This is a genomic window from Candidatus Limnocylindria bacterium (assembly GCA_036523395.1).
Taxonomy (GTDB): domain Bacteria; phylum Chloroflexota; class Limnocylindria; order P2-11E; family P2-11E; genus CF-39.
Genome location: DATDEH010000024.1, coordinates 1 through 21,978, shown reverse-complemented (window position 1 = coordinate 21,978; position 21,978 = coordinate 1). Strand labels below are relative to the sequence as shown.

The 21,978-nt window shown below is 69.0% G+C and carries 21 protein-coding genes; 14 read left to right on the top strand and 7 right to left on the bottom strand.

Annotated elements, in window-relative coordinates; translation table 11 throughout:
• The first annotated feature begins 177 nt into the window (after positions 1–177).
• Both VI056_03335 and VI056_03330 read left to right on the top strand, forming a co-directional pair.
• Positions 178–375 (top strand): hypothetical protein, encoded by a 198-nt coding sequence (locus VI056_03335; protein ID HEY6202054.1) that lies wholly within the window; start codon positions 178–180, stop codon positions 373–375.
• Positions 372–563, top strand: a complete 192-nt coding sequence (locus VI056_03330) for a hypothetical protein (GenBank protein ID HEY6202053.1) — start codon at positions 372–374, stop codon at positions 561–563. Before VI056_03335 ends, VI056_03330 begins: the two co-directional genes overlap by 4 nt.
• 7 nt (positions 564–570) lie before the next feature.
• On the opposite strand, the gene VI056_03325 is transcribed toward VI056_03330, so the two are convergent.
• The 5 genes from VI056_03325 to VI056_03305 are packed head-to-tail and all read right to left on the bottom strand — an operon-like array spanning position 571 to position 4,252.
• Positions 571–1,449 carry an HAD-IIA family hydrolase gene (locus tag VI056_03325; protein HEY6202052.1) on the bottom strand — a complete coding sequence of 293 codons (879 nt, stop codon included), beginning with the start codon at positions 1,447–1,449 and terminating at the stop codon, positions 571–573.
• 40 nt (positions 1,450–1,489) lie between these two features.
• The gene (locus tag VI056_03320) at positions 1,490–1,663 is read right to left on the bottom strand and encodes a hypothetical protein (GenBank protein ID HEY6202051.1); all 174 of its coding nucleotides are present in this window, start codon (positions 1,661–1,663) and stop codon (positions 1,490–1,492) included.
• A 56-nt stretch (positions 1,664–1,719) separates the two neighbouring features.
• Entirely contained in the window at positions 1,720–2,688 is a 969-nt protein-coding gene (locus VI056_03315) for a phosphotransferase (GenBank protein ID HEY6202050.1), read from the bottom strand.
• Positions 2,685–4,034 carry a nickel-dependent lactate racemase gene (gene larA / locus VI056_03310; GenBank protein HEY6202049.1) on the bottom strand — a complete coding sequence of 450 codons (1,350 nt, stop codon included), beginning with the start codon at positions 4,032–4,034 and terminating at the stop codon, positions 2,685–2,687. Before larA ends, VI056_03315 begins: the two co-directional genes overlap by 4 nt.
• 44 nt (positions 4,035–4,078) lie before the next feature.
• A complete protein-coding gene (locus tag VI056_03305; protein ID HEY6202048.1) occupies positions 4,079–4,252 on the bottom strand; it encodes a hypothetical protein in 174 nt (57 codons plus the stop codon).
• A gap of 27 nt (positions 4,253–4,279) precedes the next feature.
• Here VI056_03305 and VI056_03300 point away from each other — a divergent pair, with 27 nt between their 5' ends.
• From VI056_03300 to VI056_03260, 9 genes are all read left to right on the top strand, one after another.
• Positions 4,280–5,938: an ATP-dependent DNA ligase gene (locus VI056_03300; GenBank protein HEY6202047.1), complete on the top strand. Its 1,659-nt coding sequence runs from the start codon at positions 4,280–4,282 to the stop codon at positions 5,936–5,938.
• A gap of 111 nt (positions 5,939–6,049) precedes the next feature.
• On the top strand, positions 6,050–6,925 hold the full coding sequence (locus VI056_03295) for a sulfide/dihydroorotate dehydrogenase-like FAD/NAD-binding protein (GenBank protein HEY6202046.1): 876 nt from the start codon (positions 6,050–6,052) through the stop codon (positions 6,923–6,925).
• Positions 6,926–6,972: 47 nt separating this feature from the next.
• On the top strand, positions 6,973–8,424 hold the full coding sequence (gltA, locus tag VI056_03290) for an NADPH-dependent glutamate synthase (protein HEY6202045.1): 1,452 nt from the start codon (positions 6,973–6,975) through the stop codon (positions 8,422–8,424).
• Positions 8,421–10,274: a 2-oxoacid:acceptor oxidoreductase subunit alpha gene (locus tag VI056_03285; protein ID HEY6202044.1), complete on the top strand. Its 1,854-nt coding sequence runs from the start codon at positions 8,421–8,423 to the stop codon at positions 10,272–10,274. Before gltA ends, VI056_03285 begins: the two co-directional genes overlap by 4 nt.
• A complete protein-coding gene (locus VI056_03280; protein ID HEY6202043.1) occupies positions 10,271–11,245 on the top strand; it encodes a thiamine pyrophosphate-dependent enzyme in 975 nt (324 codons plus the stop codon). Before VI056_03285 ends, VI056_03280 begins: the two co-directional genes overlap by 4 nt.
• A gap of 7 nt (positions 11,246–11,252) precedes the next feature.
• Positions 11,253–13,310: a hypothetical protein gene (locus tag VI056_03275; protein HEY6202042.1), complete on the top strand. Its 2,058-nt coding sequence runs from the start codon at positions 11,253–11,255 to the stop codon at positions 13,308–13,310.
• 53 nt (positions 13,311–13,363) lie between these two features.
• Positions 13,364–14,527: a GAF domain-containing sensor histidine kinase gene (locus tag VI056_03270; protein HEY6202041.1), complete on the top strand. Its 1,164-nt coding sequence runs from the start codon at positions 13,364–13,366 to the stop codon at positions 14,525–14,527.
• Positions 14,524–15,612, top strand: a complete 1,089-nt coding sequence (locus tag VI056_03265) for an ATP-binding protein (GenBank protein ID HEY6202040.1) — start codon at positions 14,524–14,526, stop codon at positions 15,610–15,612. The genes VI056_03270 and VI056_03265 overlap by 4 nt, the downstream gene beginning before the upstream one ends.
• A complete protein-coding gene (locus VI056_03260; protein HEY6202039.1) occupies positions 15,612–16,349 on the top strand; it encodes a response regulator transcription factor in 738 nt (245 codons plus the stop codon). The genes VI056_03265 and VI056_03260 overlap by 1 nt, the downstream gene beginning before the upstream one ends.
• Here the strand turns inward: VI056_03260 and VI056_03255 are convergent.
• Both VI056_03255 and VI056_03250 read right to left on the bottom strand, forming a co-directional pair.
• Entirely contained in the window at positions 16,346–17,608 is a 1,263-nt protein-coding gene (locus tag VI056_03255; GenBank protein HEY6202038.1) for a diguanylate cyclase, read from the bottom strand. The genes VI056_03260 and VI056_03255 overlap by 4 nt on opposite strands.
• Before the next feature lie 167 nt (positions 17,609–17,775).
• Positions 17,776–21,078, bottom strand: a complete 3,303-nt coding sequence (locus VI056_03250; GenBank protein HEY6202037.1) for an error-prone DNA polymerase — start codon at positions 21,076–21,078, stop codon at positions 17,776–17,778.
• Positions 21,079–21,125: 47 nt separating this feature from the next.
• Here VI056_03250 and VI056_03245 point away from each other — a divergent pair, with 47 nt between their 5' ends.
• From VI056_03245 to VI056_03235, 3 genes are all read left to right on the top strand, one after another.
• Positions 21,126–21,398 carry a ribbon-helix-helix protein, CopG family gene (locus VI056_03245; protein ID HEY6202036.1) on the top strand — a complete coding sequence of 91 codons (273 nt, stop codon included), beginning with the start codon at positions 21,126–21,128 and terminating at the stop codon, positions 21,396–21,398.
• A complete protein-coding gene (locus tag VI056_03240; protein ID HEY6202035.1) occupies positions 21,391–21,744 on the top strand; it encodes a type II toxin-antitoxin system VapC family toxin in 354 nt (117 codons plus the stop codon). The genes VI056_03245 and VI056_03240 overlap by 8 nt, the downstream gene beginning before the upstream one ends.
• Positions 21,745–21,798: 54 nt before the next feature.
• A partial coding sequence (locus tag VI056_03235; protein ID HEY6202034.1) for a hypothetical protein occupies positions 21,799–21,978 on the top strand: 180 nt, incomplete at its 3' end.

The window sequence follows — 21,978 nt, the reverse complement described above, 5'->3', positions numbered from 1 at the left end:
GCTGCGCGAGCTGCGCGCCAACAGCGGCACCCAGTTCAACCCGGTGGTGGTCGAGGCCTTCATCAAGACCGTGATCGGCGAGCGGCGCAAGAGCGCGCGCGGCGCCGAGAGCCCCCACCAGCAGGTCTACCAGCAGGCAGTCGAGGCCGTTCGCGTTTCTTTGTAGAGGGGGATCAGTTGAAGACAACGATCAAGGGACTGGCCTTCGCGGCGATGCTCGCTCTGTCACTGATCGCAAGCACCGGCGGTGCACTCGGGAAAGACAAGGTCGGCCGCGAGAACGCGTGGACGGATCTCGGTCCGCTCCCCATCCCACAGGGAGTGACCTGGGAGACCAGTCCGCTCGAGCCCGTCGGCGTCACGTGGGAACAGTGATCACCGCAGCTCGCGCTCCACTGCGCTCGCTGAGCGCGATCCTGTTCGCAGCGCTGCTCGCGCTGTCACTGATCGCGTCGACCGTCGACGCCCTCGCGGCGTCGCCGATCGGTGCGGGTCACGGTGGTCGCGATCAACAGACCGAGCTGCGCGAGTTCTTCCATGGGCGCGGGATCACGTGGGAGTGATCTCCCGCTAGACCCCCGCGAATTCCGGCAGCGTGAAGAGCTCTTGCAGCGACCGGACCACCCGGTCCGGCACCGCCTCCCCGCGCGCCTGCGCGACGGCGCTCTCCTCCGTCAGACCGGTGAGGATCAGTACGCCCTTGGCGCCGACGCGATGCGCAGCGACCACGTCGTAGTCCGTCGAGTCGCCGATGACGATCGCGTCGCGCTCGCCCGCCCGGCGCAGCACCTCCTCGAAGAGGAAAGGCTCGGGCTTGCCGATACAGATCGCGACACTCTCGGTCGCGACCTCGATCGCCGCAACGATGGTTCCCGCGCCGGGCAGCAGCCGCCCCTCGACGGGATACGCGCGGTCGCGGTTGGAGCACACGAATCGCGCGCCGGCGAGCACGCATCGCTGCGCCTCGGCGATCTTCGCGTACGTCACGTGAAGGTCGAGGCCGACGACGACGGTATCCGCGGGCGGCGGCAGGTCCACGCTGGTGAGGTAGCGGCGCATCGCGCCGGGATCGACGCCGTCCGCGGCGGCCTCGTGGGGCGGCTCGACACCGGGGAGCGACGACGCATCGCGCACGGCGATCCCGGTCGCGCGGATCTCATCGCGCAGTCCGTTCGCGCCGACGACGTAGACATCGCGCGGTTTCGGATCGAGGCGCTCGAGATAATGCGCGGTCGCGTACGCGCTCGTCACGATGTGCTCTGCGTCGCCGCCCAGGCCGAGCCGGTCGAGGCGCTGGACGTACTCCTCACGCGTTGCGGTCGAATTGTTCGTCGCGAAGAAGATCTGCCAGCCCGCACGGCGCAGGCGTTCGAGCGTTTCCTTCGCGCCGGGCATGAGGATGCTGCCCCGATAGAGGACGCCGTCCATGTCGAAGATCGCGACCGGCACGGGAGCGAAGGCTAGGTGTTTCCACTGGCTCGCGCGACGCTCAGGGCTGCGGCTTCTTCTTTCCCCGTCCGCGATATGCGCGCCAGGCCTTCCCCGCGGCGCTGTCGGGATAGCGCGTCTCGACGTGCGAGTCGACGCGCGCGAATACGAGCGCGATCAGCGCCGCGAGAAGCACCTTCCAAAGCTGGAAGAACAGGAGTCGCAGACAGCCCATGAGGCAACAGCCCACGTGCGGACATTAGCGAGAACCATGCCGCCGCGGCGCGAGCTCTAGCGCTCGAGGCGTTCCAGCGCGTTCTCGACCCACGCCTCGAGCCTTGCTCGGGCCTCCGCGAGAGGAAGCTCGAGACCCAGATCGCTGTAGCCCTCGACCCAGTGCGGAAGCCAGCGCGTCGGCGGGAGGGAGGTCAAGAGATCCCAGAACGCGAGGTCCGCGAGCGGCCCGCGCTCGCGCTCGTAGCGCGCGAGAAAGGCATCTGCCGCGCGCGCGCCGCTCAGCAGCGCGAGGTCATTGCGCGCGCCGGCGACGTCCCGCGCCGGGTCGGCGATGGCCGCGCCATCCCAATCGATGATGCCGGTGAGCCGGCCGTCTTCCCAGATCGTGTTGCCGAACCAGAAGTCGCCGTGGATCAGCGTTGGAGGATTCGCGCGCACATCCGCGGCAAGAGGCGTGAGCGCCGATCCGATCTTGTCCCACAGCGGGTCACGCACGTCGGCGCCGCGTGCGAGAAAGCGCGCGAGGCGCTCAGCTGCTGTCCCGTGACGCGGAAAGTCGCCGGGCAATCCGTTCAGCGGCGTCGCATGCAGTGCGGCCATGGCCGTCGCGAGTTGCTCGGCCCACGCGTCGTCGTCCCGTCCCGTCGGCGCCTGAGGCGCGCCCGGTAGCCACGACGTGACGATGAGCGGCTCGCCGATGAGATCGCCCGCGGCATCCGCGAGGATCGGTCGCGGCGCGGCCGCGGTCACCGCAGCGACAGCGCCCAGGACGGCGTGTTGCCGCCGCACTGCCGCAGCCGCGTCCTGCTCACCGTCCCAGTTCCGGTAGACGCGCACGACCACGTCGCGTGCCTCGCCACCGCGTTCGAGTCGCAGCGCGTAGGTCGCGGTATCGACGCCGCCCAGGAGCGGCCGGGCGCTCACGTCGGTCGCGCCGGGTTCGATCGCTTCGCGAAGCCGCTCGAGCTGTTCGGCCGACAGCGGGCGGTGGCGGCGCTCGGCGGTCGAGACCTCCGCGCTCACGCGACGACGGGCGGCTGCACGACAGGCAGGGTGTGGAGCGCGTGCGGGACGAGCAGCACGCTCGCGCGCGTCGGGCGGCCGATGTGCTCGTACGCGATGTCGAGCGCCTCCTCGACATCGACGGCGGCGCGCAGCTTCGCGAGCCGCACGACCTCGGGCGCCTCGGATGCGGCGACGATCACGAGGCAGTGCTGGAGCGTCAGCGCGACCATGACCGCGCGCTGCTCGCCGCCTTCGAAGTGCCGACGCGCCGCTTCCACCACCGCCGCGGGAGACTCGGCGCGTTCGAGCGCCGCGAAGAACCGCTGCTCCCCCGCTCCCTCGCCGGCGCCCTCGTCGAGCTGCGCCGCGATGATGATCGCGCCGCCCTCGCGCACGACCGGAGTCGGCGCGAAGCGCAGATACGTCGCCGCGCGCGACGCCTGGTACAGGTTCACGTCCTTCGGCTTGCCGACCCCCGCGATCACGACGTCGTACTGCTTCGCGATCGGCCGCGTGTAGAGGCGCGCGGCCACGTCGACGAGATCGTGGAGCACGTCATCGGGCGCGCCGGCCGCGACGGCGACGACGCGTTCGCGATCATCGGTGACGACGTTGAGGCAGAAGCGCAGTCCCGCGCGGCGCGCGATCTCGGTGATGGTCTGGTGGAACGGATTGCCCTCGATCCTCGCGAGACGCACGCCCGGATCTTCGAGAAAACGCATCCCGTGGGTGGCCGTGATGACGGGCTCGCCGCAGCAGCCGATCGCGATGGTCTTGCGGCCGCCGGAGTACCCCGCGTACTGGTGCGGCTCGACGATGCCGGTTGCGATCACAAGATCCGCGTCCTTGACGATCCGCTGCGTGGATCCCGGCACGCCGTACGGCGGTATCGGTCCGAGGTCCGCCAACGCCATCGGATCGCGGCCGTTCGAATCGATGACACGAACGCGGTCGACGACGCCGCCGCCGAGCTTCTCACGCTTCTCGGCGTCGGTCGTCGCGCGGTGCAGTCCGACGGCGACGATCACCGTGATCCGCTCGTCCGGCATCCCACCGGCGTTGAGCTCGTCAAGCAGGGGTGGGACAAGCACGTCGTCGGGACATGCCCGGGTGAGATCGGTGACAGCGATCACGGCCGCAGCATCCGGCCGTCCGGCGATCGCTTCGCGCGCGAGCTGTGTCACGGACGGCGATCCACGCGGTCGACGCAGGGCCGCGACGACCGCACTCGGTAGATCGGCGATGGGTGGGGCGGTCCCGGACTCGACGATGTCGACGTCGAACCAGGGCTGGAGCATGAACTCCAACTCCTCGTGGCCGTAGGGAACGCGAAAGACGCGGTCCGCGCCGGAGGCCCGCTGCACCGCTCGACTCTAGCGAGCGGTGCGCGCGGGCACCCGAGGCTCGGTCAGATGATGTTGAGCAACCGCAGGACGACGAGGATGACGACAATGACGAGAAGTGTGTGGATCAGGTTGCCACTGGCCAGTGCGGGCGTGCCCGAGAAGAGACGACCGCGGCCGAAGTAGCCGAAGAGCCAGAGCAGCAGAAGCACCACGATGATCAGCTCGACGATGCCCATGCGCACCTCCTTGCGGGCGCATCCTAGGTGAGCGGCCGCTTCGCCGACTGGGTGAGCGCAGCGGACGCCGTGCGCGCGACGACGAAGAAGCTGGAGAAGAACCGATCGCTCGGCGCGTACCTGGCGGGCCTGGACGATGCCGATGTGACCACCGCGGCCAGGCTGTTCGCGGGCGCGCCGTTCCCGCGCAAGGACGAGCGCGTGCTCTCGGTCGGCTGGAGCGCGCTGTCGGACGTGCTGCTGGAGCGCTCCGGAAAGAGCGGCGAGGACATTCGCGCGAGCTATCAACGGCACGCCGACCTCGGCGACGTGGCGCACGACCTCATCGCGGACTCGCCTCACGACGGCGAACCGCTCACGCTCGCCGACGTCGCCGCGGCGTTCGACGAGATCGCGGCGGTGCGCGGGACGAACAACAAGCGCGAGCTGGTGCGCTCGCTGCTGCGCCGCGCCGACGCCGGCGAGGCGCGCTACATCGTGAAGATCGTCTCGGGCGAGACGCGCATCGGCCTGCGCGAGGGTCTGCTCGTCGACGCCATCGCAAAAGGGTTCGATCGCGACCGCGAAGCGGTCGCCCGCGCGAACATGCTCACGGGCGACATCGGCGAGGCTGCCCTACGAGCGAAGCACGGCACGCTCGATGAGCCGACGCTCGCCCACTTCCGTCCGATCGGGATGATGCTGGCGACGCCGGTGCTCGATCTCGCCGAGGTCGCGCAGCGTTTTCCCGCGCCGTACGTCGTCGAGGACAAGTACGACGGCGTGCGCGCGCAGGTGCACAAGGCGGACGGCCGCGTCGAGCTCTACTCGCGCACGTTCGATCGCGTCACCAGCCGTTATCCCGAGCTGCTCGACGCGCTGCAGGCGATCCCCGGCACGTTCGTCCTCGACGCGGAGGTCCTCGCGTTCGACGGTGACCGCGCCGTGCCGTTCACCACGTTCCAGACGCGCCTCGGGCGGAAGGATGTGTCCGGCGAGATGCGCGAGCGACTCCCGGCCTCGCTCGTCGTGTTCGACCTCCTCGAGCGCGACGGCCGCGCGCTCCTCGACCTGCCGCTGACCGAGAGGCAGGAGCTGCTGCGCGGGCTTCCCCTCACCGGACCCCTGCGCCTGGCCCGCCAGACCGTCGTCCGGGCGACGGGCGACGAGCTCGTCGCGGCGCTCGACCGCGAGTTCCTCGCGGCGCGCGAGCGCGGGAACGAGGGGCTGATGGTGAAAGACCCGCGGTCGCCCTACCGGCCGGGGCGGCGCGGGATGGAGTGGCTCAAGGTAAAGCGGGCGCTGCGCACGCTCGACGTGGTCGTCACCGCGGTCGAGTGGGGTCACGGCAAGCGCCACGGCGTCCTCTCCGATTACACGTTCTCGGTGAAAGACGGCGACCGCCTGCGCGTCGTCGGCAAGGCGTACTCGGGCCTCACGGACAAGGAGATCGCGGAGATGACCGAGCACTTCCTCGCGGCGACGGTGAAGGACCTTGGCCGCGCTCGCATCGTCCGGCCGGACACCGTCATCGAGGTCGCCTTCGACCAGATCCAGCGGAGTGACCGGCACGACTCCGGTTACGCGATGCGTTTCCCCCGGATCGTGCGCCTGCGTCCTGACAAGCCGGTGAGCGAGATCGACACGCTGGAGACCGTCCGCCAGATCGCGGCTGGGGGGCCCGGGCTGAGCCGCTCGCGCCTATAGGGTCCTGCCCCGCGCGTCCGTGTCAGACAGATGTCAGCGACGAACGGCCACCGGCATAGGGCCGTCCGGCACTTCGCCTACAGTGAGCGCTCGGCGAACAGTAGGCGGCACATGCCGGGACAGGACGCTACCTACGAGATCGTCAGGCGCCAGGACTTCTCCGACGTGACGTACCTCCTCGAGGTCAGGCATCCGGAGATGGCCAGGGCCGCACGCCCGGGCCAGTTCGTCATCGTCATGTCACATCCCCAGGGTGAGCGGATCCCGCTGACGCTCGCGGACTTCGACGCGGAGCGCGGCACGATCACGCTCGTCATCCAGGCCGTCGGAAAGACGACGCGTGAGATGCAGCGGGACCTTCAGGCGGGCTCCAGCCTGTACGCGCTGATCGGGCCGATGGGCGAGCCGAGCCACATCGGGCCGGCGACAAAGGTCGTGTGCGTCGGCGGCGGACTCGGCGTCGCGCCGGTCTACCCGCAGGCCCGCGCATATCACGAGCGCGGGGCGTACGTCATCGGCGTCATCGGCTTCCGCAACAAGGATCTCGTCTTCTGGGAGGACAAGTTCCGCGCGGTCTGCGACGAGTTCATCGTCTGCAGCGACGATGGCTCGGTCGGCATGAAGGGCCTCGTCACGGCGGGCATCGAGGTCGCGCTCTCGCGCCACAGCGACATCGGACAGCTCATCGCGATCGGACCGCCGGTGATGATGCGCGGCTGCGCCGAGGTCACGCGCGGCCGGAAGATCCCCACCGTCGTGAGCCTGAATCCGATCATGGTCGACGGCACCGGCATGTGCGGCGGATGCCGGGTCAAGGTCGCCGGTCGCATCCGCTTCGCGTGCGTCGACGGCCCCGAGTTCGACGGGCACGAGGTCGATTTCGACGATCTCATGTTCCGCCTTGGGCGGTTCAAGCCCGAAGAGAAGGCCGCGTTCGAGCGCTGGCAGCAAGGCTCCGCGTGCCGGATGCCGGCGACGGTGAGCTGATGGCGAAGAAGCGCACGATCCGAACGATCCCGCAGGAGCGCACGCCGATGACAGAGCGTGCGCCGCTCGAGCGCGCGCGAACCTTCGAGGAGGTGGCGTGCGGTTACACGCTCGAACAGGCGCTACGCGAATCCGAGCGCTGCCTGCGCTGCCCGGACGAGCCCTGCATCCGCGGCTGTCCGGTCGGGATCGACATCCCCGGCTTCATCGCGCGCATCGGCGAAAGCGACCTGCGCGGCGCGTACGACGTCCTCACCGATACGACGCTGCTGCCTGCTGTCTGCGGACGCGTGTGCCCGCAGGAGACGCAGTGCGAGGGCGTGTGCACCGTCGGCGACTCGCTCGAGCCGGTCGCGATCGGGCGACTCGAGCGCTTCGTCGGAGACATGGCGATCAGCGAAGGCTGGTCGAGCATCCCGTTCATCGAGCCGAGCGGCATGAAGGTCGCCGTCGTCGGCTCGGGCCCCGCGGGCATGGCTTGCGCGGCGGACATGGCGAAGGCCGGCTGCAGCGTCACGGTCTACGAGGCATTCCAACAGCCGGGTGGTGTGCTGCGCTACGGCATCCCCGACTTCCGTTTGCCCAACGAGGTCGTGGATCAGGAGGTCGAGAAGCTCGCGCGGCTCGGCATCACCTTCCGCTGCAACACGCTCGTCGGCCGCCTCTTCACCGTCGAGCAGATGGTGACCGAGATGGACTTCGACGCGGTCTTCATCGGTGTCGGCGCGGGTGCGCCGACCTTCACGGGCATACCCGGCGAGTCGCTCAACGGCGTGCTCTCGGCCAACGAGCTCCTCACGCGATGCAACCTGATGCGCGCGCGCGACTTCCCGGAGTACGACACGCCCATCGCCATCGGCCGCCGCGTCGTCGTCATCGGCGCGGGCAACACGGCGATGGACGCGCTGCGCGTCTGCCTGCGGCTGGGCGCGGAGAGCGTCTCGTGCGTGTACCGGCGCGGCCGCGCGGAGGCGCCGGCGCGCGGCGAGGAGCTGCACCACGCCGAGCAGGAGGGCGTGCGTTTCGAATGGCTGACCGATCCGATCGAGATCCTGGACGACGGCAAGCGCGGCGTCCGCGCGATCCGCAGCCGGCGCATGGAGCTCGGCGAGGCCGACGGCACCGGACGCCGCCGCCCCGTCGCGGTGGAAGGCAGCGAGTTCGAGATCCCGTGCGACACCGTGGTGTTCGCGATCGGCACCAACGCGAACCCGGTCATCGGTCAGACCTCGAAGCTCGCGCTGGACGACCGCGGATACATCAGGGTGGACCAAGATCTCGCGACCTCGATCGCCGGCGTGTTCGCGGGCGGGGACATCGTCACCGGCGCGGCAACGGTCATCGAGGCCATGGGGGCGGGCCGGAGGGCCGCCCGCTCGATGAAGCGCTACCTCGGGCTGCGCGAAACCGACGGTGTCTACGACGAGACCGCTGCCGGCGAGGCCCTCTTCGGCATCGCCGAGGGTCAGCGGAACCACGCGCGGCTGGTGGTCGCATGACCACGACCATCAGCGAGCACATCGTCGAGATCATCAGCGACTCGGGCGAGGGCGCGCAGCGCTGCGGGCAGGCGTTCGCCGCGATCGCGGCCAAGTCCGGCAACGGCATCTGGACCGTGGAGATCATCCCGGCCGAGATCCAGCCGCCGGCGCGCAGCATCGCCGGCGCGAGCGGGAACCGCGTGCGGCTTGGCTCCGGACCGGTCACGAATGGCGGAGACGAGGTCGATCTCGTGGTGGCCTTCAACGAGCAGGTACTGCTCGGACGCGTGCGCGCCGGCGAGCTCAAACCGGGCTGCACGATCCTGCTCGAATCGATGTGGCGCGAGCACCGCGATCCCACGATCGTGCGCGCGTACCTCGAGACGTACGAGATGATCGTCGCCGAGGGCTACCGCGTCATCGAGATCCCCATGGAACGCGAGTGCCGGCAGCTCGTCTCCGATCCACGTAAGGGCAAGAACATGTTCGTGCTCGGGATGCTCTGCAGCATCTACGACCTGGACCTCGCGCTCGCGCGCGAGCAGATCGCCATCACGTTCGGCAAGAAGGACGAGAAGGTCATCGCGACGAACATCCAGCTGCTCGAGGCCGGCAGCGCGTGGGCGGACGCGAAGTTGGACTTCAAGTACCGGGTCCCCGCGGTCCCCCCGAGCGACACGCAGGTCGTCATGAACGGCAACACCGCGCTCGCCCTCGGGATCCTCGCCTCGGGCATGGAGATCTGCGCGATGTACCCGATCACCCCGGCGACATCAGCGTCCCACTACCTGAGCGAGATCTTCGAGCGGATCGGTGGCGTCGTGCACCAGGCCGAGGACGAGATCGCGGCGTGCACCTTCGCGATCGGCGCTTCGTACGCGGGCAAGTGCGCCGTGACGATCACCTCCGGGCCCGGCTTCTCGCTCAAGCAGGAGGCCATCGGTCTCGCGGTCATGGCCGAGATCCCGCTCGTGGTCGTCGACGTCCAGCGGGGCGGTCCGAGCACGGGACAACCCACGAAGGCCGAGCAGGGCGACCTGCTCGCCGCGATGTTCGGCTCGCACGGCGACGCGCCGAAGGTCGTCCTCGCCGTCGACGGCATCGAGGACTGCTTCTACGCGATGATCACGGCGCGCAAGATCGCCGAGACCTTCAACACGGTGGTCGTGGTGCTTTCCGACGCGAGCCTCGCCACCGCGCAGCAGCCGTTCAGCCGCCCGGTATTTGACGAAGAATGGCTCGCTCCCCCGGTCGATCAGAGCGCGGTCGCGCCCGGCGCGAAGCCGTACGACTGGGACCCGACCACCGGGCTCGTGCGGCGCTCCATCCCCGGGCAGCCGCACGGCATGCACACCGTCACCGGCCTGGCGCACGACCGCGACAGCCACGTTGCGTACGACTCGCAGACGAACGAGGACGGCCTTCGCCATCGCAGCCTCAAGCTCGCGGCGCTCCAGCGCACGCTGCGCTGTCCGCCGGTCTTTGGCCCGGCGGAGGGCGATCTCCTGCTCGTCGGCTGGGGCAGCACGAAGGGCGCCATCGAAGAGGCCGTCACGCAGCTTCGCTCCGAGGGTCACCGCGTGTCGTCGCTCCACCTCCGGTTCATCCAGCCGATGCCGTCCGGCATCGGCGAGATCCTGCGCAGCTTCGGGAAGGTCATGACGATCGAATCGAACTGGTCCGACCGCCTGGAGGACACGCTGATCGATGCGGACAACCGCCGCCACTCGGCGCTCGCGATGCTCCTCCGCTCGCGTTTCCTGGTCGACGTCGAGTGCTGGACCGAAGTCCGCGGCCGGCCCATCAAGCCCCGGAGCATCCGCGCGGCTGCGCTCGCGGTGGTCGAGCGCGAGCTGGTGCCGGTATGAGCCTCTCGCTCACCGAGTGTCTCCTCGCGACCACGCAGGAGCCTCGCGAGCTCGCCGATTACCAGACCGGCGTGCCGCGCTGGTGCAACGGCTGCGGCGACAACGCCATCCTCAGCGCCGTCCAACGCCTCTGCCGCGACGAGAAGCTCGCGCCAGAGAAGACCGTGTTCGTCTCGGGCATCGGCTGCTCCAGCCGGCTTCCTCACTACATGAACACGTACGGTTTCCACGGGCTGCATGGCCGCGCGCTGCCGCTCGCCGAAGGCGTGAAGATGTCGCGCCCGGACCTCCATGTCTTCGTCAGCACCGGCGACGGCGACTGCCTCTCCATCGGCGCGGCCCATTGGATCCACGCGCTGCGGTACAACATGGACCTCACCGTCCTGCTGCACGACAACCGGATCTACGGCCTCACGAAGAAGCAGGTCTCACCGACCTCACCGCTCGGCACGAAGAGCAACACCACGCCGAAAGGCTCGTACCTCGCGCCGCTCAATCCGCTCACCGTCACGCTCGGCGTGCAGAACGTCTCCTTCGTCGCGCAGGCGGTCGACTGGATCCCCGAGCTGCTCGCCGAGATCATCGCCGCGGCGTACCGGCACAAGGGTCTGTCATTCGTGAGGATCGTTCAGCGCTGCCCCGAGTTCCAGCCTGGCGCGTTCGATCCGTTCGTGCTCGATCCCAAGCGCACGCTCATCCTGCGGAACGAGCTGACGCTGAGCGCGGCGCTCGCGAAGGTCTACACCAACCAGCGGGAGCACGACGCATCCAGCATCGATCGCGCACGCGAGATCGCATCGATCGAGGATCCGATCCCGGTGGGCATCCTCTTCCGCGACGAGACCGTCCCCTGCTACGAGGACCTGCGCCATGCCGGGCAGCCGCACACGCCCGAGCTGGTCCGGCGCGGGCTCGAGGCGGAGCTCGACAAGTTCACGGTCTGGCCCGGCGCGCCAGGGCCGGCAGCGTGAGGCCGCGGTGAGGGACCTTCACTTCTTCCACCTCACCGGCACGCGTCTCGACGCCGCGCTCACGCCGCCGGCCCATTTACGGCCCGCGCTCTTTGCGGCCTTCCACGACCTCACCGCGCTTCGGTATGACTTCCCGATCGTCCTCGTCGAGGGCGATGACGAGTTCGCGCGCAGTCTCACGTCGGTCGTCGACGAGCTGTTGCGTGAGGTCGCTCCGCGCGGTATGGCCGGCGAGCGGATGCGGCGCAGCGTGCTGCGGCTGGAGCGGGAGATCCGCGTGCTCCTCGCCAAAGGAGCGTTCGGATCGCTGACATCGCTGTGGCAACGCGCGGCGGACCGGCTCGCCACGCGCGGCGGCGCGCCGCTCGCGAGCGACCTCGCCAGCGCCCGCGCCGCGCTGCGCATCGACGGAGAGGTCGTGGACTGCGACAAGCACCTTCCCGAGCGGCTTGTCACGCACGTCTGGCGGACGATCGAGCGCCGCCGCATGGCAACGATGCGCCGACATCTCGACGGCCTGATCGCGCGCCTTGGCGACCTGCTGCGGGCCGATCATCTGCGGTCGCGGTCCGGACGCACGCCCGCGGCGCTGAAGAGCGCGATCGGTCCGAAGCACCAGGAGCTCTTCGACTTCGACGCGATGGCGCGTCTTCTGGCGAAGCCGTCGGGTGCGAGCAACCTCAGCGACGCGCGCCGAAACCGCATCGAAGCCGCGCTCGAAACCCTACGCACCGAGCCGTTCTTCGGCGCCGCGAGCGGGTTCGATTTCACGTTCTCACGAGCCGACGTCGCGCTTGCCGCGTTCCGCGAGCGGCTGCCCGCGGCTGCGCGCCTGGTCCGAGCGATCGCCATCGCCGAGCTCGAGGTCGAAGGCGACTACGTTGACGCGACGCACGACGATTACTTCGCCACCGTCGACGAGCGGGCGCTCCGGCCCGAGGATCTGGCCCGCTTCCCGAGCTACCTGGTACGCATCGAGGGCGCGCGGGGCAGCGAAGGGCGAACGCAGCTGCTCGAGGTCCTGTCGTCGTCCGCTCCGTTGAAGCTCCTCGTCGTGAGCGACGACCTCCTTGAGATCTCGTCGGGCGAGCTCGCCGTGTCGTTCGAGACGCGTCTTGCGACGACCGCCGTCGGCCTCGGCGGCGCGTTCGTTCTGCAGTCGCCGAGCTCGCATCTGTACCGAGTGCGCGACCGGCTGTCGAGCGCGCTGTCGGCTCCCGGGCCGTCGCTCATCAGCGTGTTCTCCGGTGCGATCCCAGGCACGCAGGTGCCGCCGTATCTCGTCGCGGCCGCCGCGCTGGAGTCGCGGGCATTCCCGATCTTCAGCTACGACCCGACCGCGACGGTGAAGCTTTCTCTCGACGGCAACCCGCAGCCCGAGCGGACCTGGCCGGAGCACGAGCTGGCGTACGCCGACGCCGGTCAACAGCGCGTGGTCGAGCGGGTTCCCTTTACCTTCGTGGACTTCGCGGCTGCGGACCGTCTCCTCGCGTCGCACTTCGCGCGTGTGCCGACCGCCCGCGAGACCGGCACGCTGGTCGACATGGGGACCTGGCTGGATGACCGCCCCGACTGGCAGCACACGTTGCCGTTCGTGTACGGCATCGACATGGCACAGCACGTTCAGAAGCTCGTCGTCGACGAGCAGCTCGTCAGAGCGGCCCGCCATTCGATCGCGGGCTGGCTTCGTCTGTGCGAGCTCGCGCCGCACGACGCGACCGCGCCGTCCACGAGCGTGGCCGCGGAGGCGCCGGACGCCGCGCCGCCGGAAGCCGACACTCTCGCCGCGGCGGCCACCGACGCGGCGGCACCGAACTCCGACGAGCCCTACATCGAGACGCCGCGATGCACCACATGCAACGAGTGCGTGCTGCTGAACGGCGCGATGTTCGCGTACAACGAGAACAAGCAGGCCTTCATCAAGGATCCCGCCGCGGGCCCGTTCCGCACGCTGGTCGAGGCCGCCGAAGGCTGCCAGGTCGCGATCATCCATCCTGGCCGGCCGCGCGATCCGAACGAGCCCGGACTCGAAGAGCTGCTGCGGCGCGCCGAGCCCTTCAACTAGCACGCCAAGAAAAACAACCGGTCTGCGCGCGTGCGCGGCTAGCATCAGCGCGCATGGCCAACCTGAACGACTCCGCGCAGCTCGAGGAGCTGCTGCAGCTGCAGCAGGACCTCGCGCTGGAAGCCAACATCGACCGAGTCCTCACTCGCATCGTCGCCACCGCGATGCGCATGCTCGACTGCGAGCGCGCGACGCTCTACGTCATCGATCAGGGTAAGAACGAGCTCTGGTCGCGCGTGCTCACGGAGAGCGAGCTCAAGCAGATCCGCCTGCCGCTGGATGGACGGGGCCTCGCGGCCGAGGTCGCGCGCACGGGCCGTCTTCTCCGCATCGACGCGCCATACGAGGACCCGCGCTTCGACCCGAGCGTCGACGCCCGGACCGGGTTCCGGACCCGTTCGATGCTCGTCGCGCCGATCGACGCTCGCGACCACCGCCGCCTCGGCGTGCTGCAGGCGGTGAACGACCGCGAGGGCATCTTCCAGGAAGACGACGAGCGATTCATCCAGGCCCTCGCCGGCGCCGCCGGCGTGGCGCTCGAGTTCGTCGAGCTCTCGGAGGAGCTCGCGGCGGAACGCCTGCGGGTCGTGAAGGTCGTCGAGGAGGAGCGACACCGCCTCGCGCGGGAGCTTCACGACGGTGTCGCGCAGACGCTCGCGAACGCCGCGATCAGCATCGAGCTCGTGACGCGGCGCGCCGCCACAGACGTCGAGGGCGCGCTCGCCGATCTCGTTCCCCTGCGTGCTCGACTCATCGAGCAGCAGGCGGGCCTCCGCGACATCCTCTTCGCGCTGCGTCCGCTCGCGCTCGAGGACGGCGGCCTCCCGGCGGCGATCGCCGCGCTCGCGAAGCGGGTCGACGGCATGAATGGCTCGCACGTGACAACGCGGCGCATAGAGTCGGAGCGACGGATGGCGCCCGAGATCGAGGCCGGCGCATTCACGGTGATCCGTGAGGCCGCGAACAACGCGATCAAGACGGGCCGCGCGGCGAACGTCGCGATCGACGTGTACGACGATGACAACACGGTCGTCGCGGTCGTGGAGGACGACGGTCAGGGATTCGACGTCGCGGCGGTGCTGCAGAGCTACGCGCAGCGCGGGAGCCTGGGCCTGCTGCAGATGCGCGAGTCGGCGCGTCTCATCGGAGCGCAGCTCTCGCTCGACTCGAGCCCCGGGCAGGGCACGCGCGTGCGCCTGCGGATCCCGACGCAGTGAGCGAGCGGCCACCGGAGCGACGACGCTCCCTCGGTCGGCGCAACGAAGACCGCGCGATCGAGGCGCTGGCGATACAGGACGCCTTCGTCGCGCTCGCGGATGGGATCATCCTCACCGCGCCGGACGGCACCATCGCAAGCGCGAACCCGGCGGCGTTCCGCGTCCTCGGCGAGGAATCCCTCAACGGCCGTCGCTTCGAGGAGCTGCTCCTCGTGTCCGGTGCGACGACGGTCCAGGACACCGACGGCCACCACGTGCGGCGCACCTGGTTCCCGCGCGAGGACCGCATGGGAGTGCTCGAGATCGTGAGCACCGCGATCGGGGAGCGCGGCATCCTCCACACGATCCGCGACGTCACGGCGCAGGCCGAGCTCCTGCGGCTCAAGGAGGACTTCCTCCTGCAGGTCGCGCACGAGCTGCGCACGCCGATCGCCGCGCTCTCGGCGACGCTCGATCTGCTCGTCGACGACGCGCTCTCGATGCCGCCCGCGCAGCTCGTGACGATGGTGTCGACGCTCCGGCGCAGCGCCCTGCGCCTCGAGTATCTCGTCGAGAACCTGCTCGACGCCGGAAGCATCGAAGCCGGCACGTTCCAGGTCCGCGCGGTGCCGGCCAGCGTCCGCAGCTGCCTGCAGGAGGCCATGGAGTTCACCCAGACGCTGCTGGACGCGAAGCAGCAGAAGCTCGAGACACGGCTGCGCCCGGACTTCGACCGCGTCCTCGCCGACCCGCGCAGGACCGCGCAGGTCCTCGCGAACCTCATCGCGAACGCCAGCCGTTACGCGCCGGAGGCGACGACGGTGACCGTGGCGACCGAGGGCCGCGATGGGTTCGTGCAGGTGAGCGTCGTGGACCAGGGGCCAGGCATCCCGCTCGACGAGCAGCCGCGCCTCTTCCAGCGCTTCTTCCGGTCGCGCGAGGTCCGCGAACAGGCGGGCGGCCTGGGTCTGGGGCTCACGATCTGCCGCGCGATCGTGGTCGCGCACGGCGGCGATATCCGCATCGAGAGTGAAGTCGGACGTGGCACTTCGGTACACTTCACACTTCCTAAGGCTCGACAGCTCGCGGAGGAGGCAGGCGCCTAGTGAAGCTCTTGGTCGTCGATGACGACCGCGATCTCGTTGAGTTGCTTGACTATGCATTGCGCCGAGAGGGATACGACGTCGTACGGGCGTACGACGGCGAGTCCGCGGTCGAGGCCGTCGGCCGGGAACACCCTGACCTCGTCGTTCTCGACATCAATCTGCCGAAGCTGACCGGCTTCGTGGTCCTCGAGCGGATCCGCCACGTCGACGAACACGTCTCCGTCCTGCTTCTGTCCGCACGCCAGGACGAGAGCGACATCCTCCGCGGCCTACAGCTCGGCGCGGACGACTACATCACCAAGCCATTCCGCCCGAAGGAGCTCGTCGCGCGCGTGAAGGCCATCCTCCGGCGCTCCGTGCGCACGCGCGGGCGGCCGGCGCCGGTCGTGTATCGCACCGGCGATCTCGTCCTCGACGAGGCGACGCACGAGGTCACGACCGCGGATGTGCCGGTGCATCTCTCGCCGACCGAGTTCAAGCTGCTCCGCCACTTCATGGCGAACCCCGGTCGCGTCCTCACGCAGGAGGAGATCCTCGAAGGCGTGTGGGGCTACGACGCCGACGTCGGCGGCGACCTCGTGAAGCTCAACGTGAGTCGCCTTCGTCGCAAGCTCACGCAGGATGGCAAGCCACGAGATGTGATCCAGACCGTGCCCGGCGTCGGCTATCTCTTCCGCGGCGCGGACGGCGGCGTGCAGCGCGAAGACACGCGACCGAAGCTGACGGGGACGAGCTAAGCGGCCGCGAGCCTCCGCCGCGTCGCCTGGAGATCAGCGGGGTTGCTGAAGACCGGATAGACCGCGAAGCCTGTCGCCTTCGAGATCGTGTCGACCGCCGCGGGATTCGGCGACGGGAACGCGACGGTGAGGACCTGGCCCTCGTGCCCCACGACCGCGACGTTGAATTCCTGCGCGAGCGCGACCGGGATCAGCTGCTGCAACTCGCGCGTCGCGAGACGTGCGGGGTCGGACAGGTACGGCGCCGGAGGAAGCGCTGCGCGCGCGGGTCGCATCGCGCCGCGCGGACCGTCCGCGAACGCGTGCTCCCAGACGCGGATGCCGCCGCCAGCGGACTTCGCGCGATACATCGCGCCGTCCGCCGCTTCGACGAGCGCGTTCGCGTCGCCGGCGGGACGCGGGAACGTCGCAACGCCGATCGAAAGACTGAGCGGGAGCCCGGCATCGCGCAGCTCGCCGGGCAGAGCAACGGTCTCCGCCTTCTCGAGAACGCGGCGCGCGACTCGCGTAGCGACCTCGGTGTCCGCCTCGGGCAGGATGATCGCGAACTCGTCGCCGCCGTAGCGCGTCGGCACGTCGTACAGACGCACCGCCTGCTTCACCGCGGACGCGACGGCCTTGAGGACCTGATCGCCGACGCGATGACCGAAGCGATCGTTGATGAGCTTGAACTTGTCGACGTCGATCATGAGCAGCGCGAGCAGATGCTCGGCGCGCAGCGCGCGGTTCGTCTCGGCCTCGAGCCGCTTGTCGAAGTGGCGCCGATTGAAGAGCCACGTGAGCGGATCGGTCTCGGCGAGCCGCTGCAGGGCCTCGCCCTGCTCCTGCTGGACCAGGCACGCACCGATGTGGCTGGCCAGGATCTCCAGGGTCGCGAGGTCCGTCTCCCCGAACGGGCGTCCGTCGAAGCGGTCGGTGACGTTGAGGACGCCGCGCGCGTCGTCGTCGATCATGATCGGGACCGATACGAAGGAGTCCGAGCGGTACTGGCCGCCGCTCACCGTGTAGGGCGCCTCGCCGCCGCGCACCAGGAGCGAGCGTTTCGACGCGAGCACGTGCCCGGCGACGCCCTCACCGGGCCGCACGCGGACCTCGCGCTTGACCGACTCGGCGAGGCCCAGCGCGTGAGCGATCACAAAGTCATTCGTCGCGTCCATGCGAAGCATCAGCGAAGCGCGTTCGCCTCGGACCAGCTCCGTGGCCACACGGAAGATCGAATCGAGCAGATCCTCTGCCCGACCTGCGCTCAGGTCGTCCACCTTGTTCCCCACTCCTGCGTCGCGGCGCGTACCGATGCAGGCCAACCGTCCTTGCCTGCTTGCTGTTACTTCGGGCAGTCTGCGGTCGAACTAGAGGGGGTCACAAGATGGTGTTACCGCTTTGACCGCCGACCGATACCGCCCCGGCGGGGGTCGCCGTAGGCCGATCACTGCCACTCGCGGGCGGCGATCTTCACGAAGAGCGCGAGGCCGTCGAGCCGCATCGCCAGTACGGAAATCACCCCGTCGACCGCCTGAAGCGTCCCGGTGACCACAACTGCGGCATTCGCATCGAGCACGCGCTTGTGCAGGCGGTAGGTGGCGGGCCGGATGATCACGTTCGACATACCAGTCTCGTCCTCGAGGGATAGGAATACGTGACCCTTCGCCGTCTCGGGATGCTGCTTCACCACGACCGCCCCAGCGATGCGCACCGTGGCGCCGTGGCTGTGGCCCGCCAGCCCGGCTGCGGTGAGCACGCCGCGACGGTCCAGATCCGCGCGGTAGAAGCGCATGATCTGCGGCCCGGTGGGGATGCCGGTGATGCGGTAATCGAGCGCGACGCGCTCCTGCTCGGTGAGCACGGGCAGCGCAGGCGCATCGGACGTGGGAAGCGCGAGCGCCGGACGCGTGAACGCCGGCGAGGTGCGATGCGCGTCGCGCGCGCGCCACAGCAGCTCGCGACGCGCCTCGCCGAACGCATCGAACGCACCGAGCAGCGCGAGATTGCGCAGCGCCTCCTCTTTGAGTCCGACGCGCCGCGCGAATTCGTCAAAGGCGACGTAGGGTCCGGCCTTCTCCCGCTCCTGGACGATCGCCTTCGCCTCGGCCGCTCCGAGCCCTTTCACGCTTTCGAATCCGAGCCGCACGTCGTGCGTGCGGCAGGTGCGACGGCGCGCGATCGTGTTCGAGCTGTCGACGGGATGCATCGCGCCTCCATCGGAGCACTCTTCGACGACGGCCTTCTCTCGTGAGAGGTTCACGTCGACCGGCAGGATCGCGACACCATGCCGCTTCGCGTCGCCGGCGATGACCGCGGGTGAATAGAACCCCATCGGCTGGTTATTCAGAAGACCGACGTAGAACTCTGACGGGTAGTAGAGCTTCAGATGCGCGGTGTGGTACGCCGTGAGCGCGAACGCGGCCGCGTGACTCTTGCAGAATCCGAACTCGGCGAACGCCGCGATCTGCCGGAAGATCTCGTTCGCGACATCGTCGCCCACACCTTTCGCGCGCGCGCCCTCGACGAACGGCGCGCGCAGCTTCTCCATATCGGCCGATGAGCGCGCGCGGCTCATCGCGCGGCGCAGCTTGTCCGCCGCGGCCGGTGAGAAACCCGCGACCGCCATCGCCACGCGCAGGATCTGTTCCTGGAAGAGGATCACGCCGAGCGTCTCCTTGAGGCTCGGCTCGAGCAGCGGATGCGCGTACGTCACCGGCTCGCGACCTTGCCGGCGGTTGATGTACGGATTCACCATGTTCCCCTGCAGCGGGCCGGGTCGGATGATCGCGACCTGCACGACGATGTCCGCGAAACAGCGCGGACGCACGCGCGGAAGCGCCGACGCCTGTGCGCGGCTCTCGACCTGGAAGAGGCCGATGGTGTCGACCTCGCAGATGAGGTCGTAGACCGCCTCGTCGTCGAGCGCGATGGTCCCGAGCTCGAGACGCTCGCCGTGCCGCGCCTCGATGTCGGCGACGGCGTCCTTGATGAGCGAGAGCGTGCGCAGGCCGAGGAGGTCCATCTTCACCAGACCGAGGTCCTCGACATCGCGCTTGTCGAGCTGCACGACGTTGCGGTCGGGCATCGTCGCGCGCTCGATCGGCACGGTGTCCACGAGCGGCTGTGCCGTGATGAGCATGCCGCCGTTGTGGATCGAAAGGTGGCGCGGGAAATCGGCGATCGCGAGGGTGAGCTCGCGGAACAGCGGGAATCGCGTGCGCTCCTTCTCGTCCATGAAGCTCGTGAGGTCCTCGAGCGTGTCCGCGACCGCTCGTGGCGCTTCCCAGCCGTGCTCGGCCTCGCGGTTCGGATGCTTGTACGCGGGGTGCTGCGCCGCGCTGGGGCGCGAGCGCGGATCGACGTTGTACTGGTCGATCGACCTCGCCATGCGGTCGACCGTCTCGTCACGGAAGCCGAGCGCCTTCGCGATCTCCCGGCTCGCGGACCGAGCGCGATAGGTCACCACGTTGCACACCATCGCCGCGTAGCGCTCGCCGTACTTCTTGTACACGTACTGGATGACCTCTTCGCGGTCGTTCGACGCGATGTCGAGGTCGATGTCCGGCATCGTGCGACTGTCCTCGGTGAGGAAACGCTCGAAGAGCAGCTCGTGCTGGATCGGATCGACCTTCGTGATGTCGAGCACGTACGCGACGATCGAGTCGGCCGCGGACCCGCGACCCTGCGCCGGGATCCGCCGCTCCTTGCAGAAGCGGACGATGTCCCAGTTGATGAGGAAGAACTCCGCGAGGCCGCAGTGGTCGATGACGCTGAGCTCGTGCGCGAGCTGCATCCCGACACCCGGCGTCATGAGCCCGTACTTGTCACGCGCGCCCTCCTGGCAAAGCGCGTAGAGGAAGGAGAACGCGGTGTGACCCTGCGGCACCGGGAAGCCGGGAAGGCGGTCCTGGCCGACCATGGAGCCGAGGGCGCGTCCGCCGCCGGGACCGATCGTCTCGAGGTCGAGCGTGCACGCGTCCGCGATCGCGCGCGCGTTCGCGAACGCCTCAGCGTGCCGCCCAAGCCGCTCGCGAAGGATCGTCTCGTCCTTCAGCCAGTACTCGCCGTTCGGCTTGAGCCGGTTCCCCGCGTCGTCGAGCGTGACGCCGAGGTCGATGCAGCGCAGCACATCGTGCAGCCGCCGGCCCTCCGGTCGCGCGTAATGCACGTTGTTCGTGACGACCGCGCCGAGGCCCTGCTCTGACGCGAGCTGCGCGAGTGCATCGCAGAGCGCCGGGTCGTCGGGGTCGAGGTGGTCGGAGAGCTCGACGAAGCAGCGCTCGCCGAAGATCCCCGCGAGCCGTGAGAGCGCCTCGCGCGCCGCGTCAACGTCGCCGCCGCGCATCGCGCGCGGCACCGCGCCGTACGCGCAGCCGGTGAGTGCGAAGAGGCCCTCGGCGTTCTCAGCGATGAGCGCGAGCGTCGCGCGCGGCTTCGTCTTCTCGCCCGCGAGCTGCGCCGCGGAGATCGTGCGGCAGAGGCTCCGCCACCCGATGCGATCGCGCGCGATGAGCACGAGATGCCCGAAGTCGAGCGTCTGTATCTCCGCGCCATAGATCGGCCGGATGCCCGCGTCCTTCGCGGCGTTCCAGAAACGCACCGCGCCGTAGAGGCCGTTCGTGTCGGTGAGCGCGAGCGCATCCATCCCCCGCTCGGCTGCCGCGGCGACGAGCTCCTCTACATCGGAAGCGCCATCAAGAAAGGAATACGAGCTGTGACAGTGCAGCTCGACGTAGCCGCTGCTCACGCAAGGACCGTCCGTACGAATGGATGGCGCATAAGCCGAGCTGCGTCATGCTGTATGTTGTGCTGTATATGGGAGCTACCCGAACGCAGATCTACCTGACCGAGCAGCAACGAAAGGCGCTTGACGCTCGCCGTCGTCGAGAGCGCAAGACGCTCGCGGCGGTCGTCCGCGACGCGATCGACGCGTACATCGGCGTTCCGGCCACAGCCGACACCCAGCGGATCCTCGACGAGAGCTTTGGCTCGATCCCCGACTTCAAGATCCCACCGCGACACGGCGCCTGGAGGAAACGCGAGCGCCGACTGGGATTGCGTGGCTGACCTGCTGCTCGATACCGACGTCCTCATCGACGTACTCCGTGGGGCTCGTCGACTGGCCGTCACCGGACATCGCGTCGCGTATTCGGTCGTCACGAAGGCCGAGCTCTTCAGTGGCCGCGCGAAAGACGAGGAAGCCGTTCGTGTCCTGCTCTCGCCATTCCGCGAACTGGACGTCGACGGGACGATCGCAGAACACGCTGGTCGGCTCGCGCGCGTCCGCGTCGACATGTCCGATGCGCTCATCGCCGCCACCGCGCTAGAGCACCGGCTCGAGCTCGTGACACGTAACGCTCGCGACTTCAAAGGGATCGCCGGGCTGCAGGTACGCGACCCCAGCACGATGTGACGCCGATCGACGACGCGTCACGAGCAGGCATGTCCCTTGCTCCTCTAACTCAACATGCGATTCTTTCCCGTGCTCTTTGCCATCGCGATCCTTGCCGCAATCGTTGGCATAAGCGCGAACGCGACCGACACGGTCGTTCGCTGCGGTCAGGTCAGTGAGCGCACGCCTGGTTCGTTCGTGCTGTCGTCGCCCGGCGTCGATCCGCTGCCGGTCGTGATCCCGACTGGTGTCGTG